Source organism: Janibacter sp. CFPM2_SD2 (genome assembly GCF_057364645.1).
Genome location: NZ_JBNFOF010000250.1, coordinates 1 through 3,670, shown reverse-complemented (window position 1 = coordinate 3,670; position 3,670 = coordinate 1). Strand labels below are relative to the sequence as shown.

Annotated in this window: 3 protein-coding genes; all 3 read left to right on the top strand. The window is 69.2% G+C overall.

Going from position 1 to position 3,670, the window contains the following annotated elements:
- The coding region (locus tag AC2W7J_RS16650) for a Holliday junction DNA helicase RuvB C-terminal domain-containing protein (RefSeq protein ID WP_485983772.1) at positions 1–319 on the top strand (319 nt) is incomplete at its 5' end.
- 141 nt (positions 320–460) lie between these two features.
- Positions 461–2,632, top strand: coding sequence for a protein translocase subunit SecD (secD, locus tag AC2W7J_RS16645; protein ID WP_485983770.1), 2,172 nt, complete (start codon positions 461–463; stop codon positions 2,630–2,632).
- A partial coding sequence (gene secF / locus AC2W7J_RS16640; RefSeq protein WP_485983768.1) for a protein translocase subunit SecF occupies positions 2,629–3,670 on the top strand: 1,042 nt, incomplete at its 3' end. The genes secD and secF, both read left to right, overlap by 4 nt.

The window sequence follows — 3,670 nt, the reverse complement described above, 5'->3', positions numbered from 1 at the left end:
GCGGGCGCTGGTCGCTCTTTCGCGTGACGAGGCCGGGCTCGACCGCCTCGACCGGGCCGTGCTCCGACGCGCTGTGCCGCCGGCTTGCGGGGGCGGGCCGGTCGGCCTGTCGACCCTCGCCGTCGCCGTCGGCGAGGAGACCGACACCGTCGAGACCGTCGCCGAGCCCTATCTCGTGCGGCAGGGCTACATCGTGCGCAGCCCGCGCGGACGGATGGCCACGCCGGCGGCCTGGGCCCACCTCGGCCTCACCCCGCCACCGGGGGAGCAGGGGGCTCTCCCCTTCGCAGAGGGGCCGGACACCGGCCGTCTCGGCTGACGTCACACGGAACCAGATCGCCCGTCGTGTCCGTTGGTGAGGGCGCAGGGGCTGACCTAGACTCGGCCACTGGCTCGGGCGACCCCGAGCCACTGCGACGTCACCTCGACCGACCAGTCCCGACCCAGGAAGTCCGCACTCATGAACCAAGGCTCGCAGACCGCCAGCCTGATCCTGCTGATCCTCCCGCTGATCCTCATCGGCTTCATGCTCTGGAGCGCGCGGCGACGGCAGAAGACCATGGCGGACTTCTCCGCCTCCCTGCAGGTCGGGGAAGAGGTCGTGACGACCTCGGGCATCTTCGGGCGGATCACCGAGGTCGAGGACGACCGGGTGCGCCTCGAGGCCGCCCCGGGCATCGTGCTCACCCTCGACCGACGCGCCATGGCGCCAAGGTCGCGCCGGGCGGGGACGTCACCACCGACACCGACGGGCGGGACTGACATGGCTGACCGGCGACGCAGCAAGGACGTGGCCCGCAAGGACAACGCCAAGCGCACCCTGATGTGGCTCTTCGCCTTCATCATCATGCTCACCGGTGCGCTGGGCTATGGCGTGTGGAAGAAGGATGCCTCGTGGACGCCCGCGCTCGGGCTCGACCTCGAGGGCGGCTTCCAGTTCATCCTCTCGCCGCGCAGCACCGAGGGTGGCTCGGTCTCCCAGCAGCAGCTCGAGGAGGCCCGCGACATCATCGTCCAGCGCATCGACGCACAGGGCACCTCGGGGGCGGAGGTGACCACGCAGGGCTCGTCCAACATCGTCGTCGCCATGCCCGGTGTGCCGACCAAGGAGCAGCAGGACGCGATCGCCGCGTCGTCGCAGATGCAGTTCCGCCCGGTGCTCGCGACGGACCTCGGGTCGCCGCAGGCCGCCGAGCCGACGCCCTCCGCGACGACCTCCGGCAGCGGGTCCAAGAGCAGCTCGTCGAGCAGCTCGACCCAGCCGAGCGCCAGCCGCAGCAGCTCGACCGCCGCCTCGCGCGAGCAGGAGCGCACCGCCGAGCCGACCTCGACGCCGAGCGGCTCGAAGTCGAGCACGACGTCGGGCACGAAGACCACGTCCGGCACGAAGACCACCTCTGGCGCCACCCCGACGGCGAGCGAGCAGTCGTGGAAGCCCTCGGGCAAGCCGACCGACGAGCTCGACCCCAACAACATCTCGACGAAGGTCTGGAAGGAGTTCCAGGACCTCGACTGCTCGAAGCCGCCGGAGGACCAGCCGGCCGGCAACACCGACAGCGCGATCGTCGCCTGCAAGGAGGACGGCTCGCTCAAGTACGTGCTCGGCCCGGTCGTCGTCGCCGGTACCGAGATCGCCGACGCGCAGGCCGGTTACCGGGTCGGCCCGCAGGGCCAGCAGACCAACGAGCCCGAGATCCAGCTGACGCTGACGAGCAAGGGCCGCAAGGAGTACGGCGACGTCTCCAAGCAGATGGTCAAGCTGCAGGGGCTCAACCCGACCAACCCGACCAACCCGCCGGCCTCCTACAACGCCCTGGCCGCCGTGCTGGACTCCAAGGTCCTCATCGACCCGGGCTTCAACGAGGCGATCCCCAACGGCCAGGCGAGCATCTCCGGCTTCTCGATCGACGAGGCACGGTCACTGGCCAAGTCGCTGAAGTTCGGCGCCCTGCCGCTGTCCTTCGACGTGGAGAGCCGTCAGGAGATCAGCCCGACGCTCGGCTCCGAGCAGCTGCGCTACGGCATCATCGCCGGGCTCATCGGCCTCTTCGTCGTGCTGCTCTACTCGCTCGTGCAGTACCGCGCGCTGTCGATCGTCGTCATCGGTTCGATGCTCGTGGCCTTCGGCATCACCTACCTGGCGATCGCCCTGCTCGCATGGGGCTACAACTACCGCCTCGACATGGCCGGCGTGACCGGCCTGATCATCGCCATCGGTGTCACCGCCGACTCCTTCATCGTCTACTTCGAGAGAGTGAGGGACGAGCTGCGCGAAGGGAGGAACCTGCGGGCAGCGGTCGAGGCCGGCTGGGCCCGGGCCAAGGGCACGATCCTCGTCGCCGACGGCGTCAACCTCATCGCCGCCGTCGTGCTCTACGTCCTCGCCAGCTCTGGTGTGCGTGGCTTCGCCTTCACGCTGGGCCTGACGACGCTCATCGACCTCGCGATCTTCTGGCTCTTCACCCACCCGCTGCTGACGATCCTCGCCCGCAACAGGTTCTTCGCCTCCGGGCACAAGTGGTCCGGCTTCGACGTCGACACCCTGCGTGAGGCCAAGGTCCGCTACAAGGGTCGCGGCAACTTCGACATCGACAACCCGGTCGCCGTGCCGGCCGAAGGGAGCGCCCGATGAGTCGCATGGCGCAGTGGGGCAACGACCTCTACACCGGCGACCGGTCGATCGACTTCGTCGGCAAGTCCAAGACCTGGTACATCGCCTCGGCCGTCATCATGGCGGTGGCCGCACTCGGCTTCGTCGTCCAGGGGCTCAACCTCAGCCTCGAGTTCACCGGCGGTTCGGAGTTCCGCGTCGTCACCCAGGGGGCACCGGCCTCCTACGAGGACGACGCGACCTCGGCCGTCCGCGAGGTCGCCGGTGGCTCCGCCTCGGCCAATGTCACCACCATCGGCGGCAACACGGTCCGCGTGCAGACTGAGGAGCTCGACGGCGACGAGTCGCGGGAGGTGGCCCGCGAGCTGGCCCGCACCTTCGGCGTGCCGCAGTCGGAGGTCAACTCCAGCTTCATCGGCCCCTCGTGGGGTGCCTCGGTCAGCCAGCAGGCCCTGCGGGCCCTGATCGTCTTCATCGTCATCACGACGGCGCTGATGGCGCTGTACTACCGCAACTGGAAGATGGCGATCTCGTCGATCGTCGCGCTGGCGCACGACATGCTCATCACGGTCGGCATCTACACGTGGACCGGCTTCGAGGTCTCGCCGGCGACGCTCATCGGCTTCCTCACGGTCCTGGGCTACTCCCTGTACGACACGGTGGTCGTCTTCGACCACGTGAAGGAGAACACCCGGGCCGCCTTCCAGAACAAGCGCTCGACCTTCGCGCAGGCGGCTAACCTCGCGGTCAACCAGACGCTCGTGCGCTCGATCAACACCACGGTCATCGCCGTGCTGCCGATCGTCGCCGTCCTCATCATCGGCTTCGCCAAGCTCGGCCCCGGCACCCTGCTCGACCTCTCGCTGGCGCTCTTCATCGGCATGACGGTCGGTGCCTTCTCGTCGGTCTTCATCGCGACCCCGCTGCTCGTCGACCTGCGGCGCAAGGACGCCGACGTCGTCGCGCTCGAACAAGGCGGCGAACGAAGCACCAGGCATCGGCCGCGCGACGGGCCGTGCCCGCCACCGCCGGTGCGCGTACGGGGGCCGGCTCGACCGG

What these genes read in the sequence shown, in the direction of transcription:
- secD (WP_485983770.1), top strand. Translation starts at nt 461, where the DNA reads ATGAACCAAGGCTCGCAGACCGCCAGCCTGATCCTGCTGATCCTCCCG.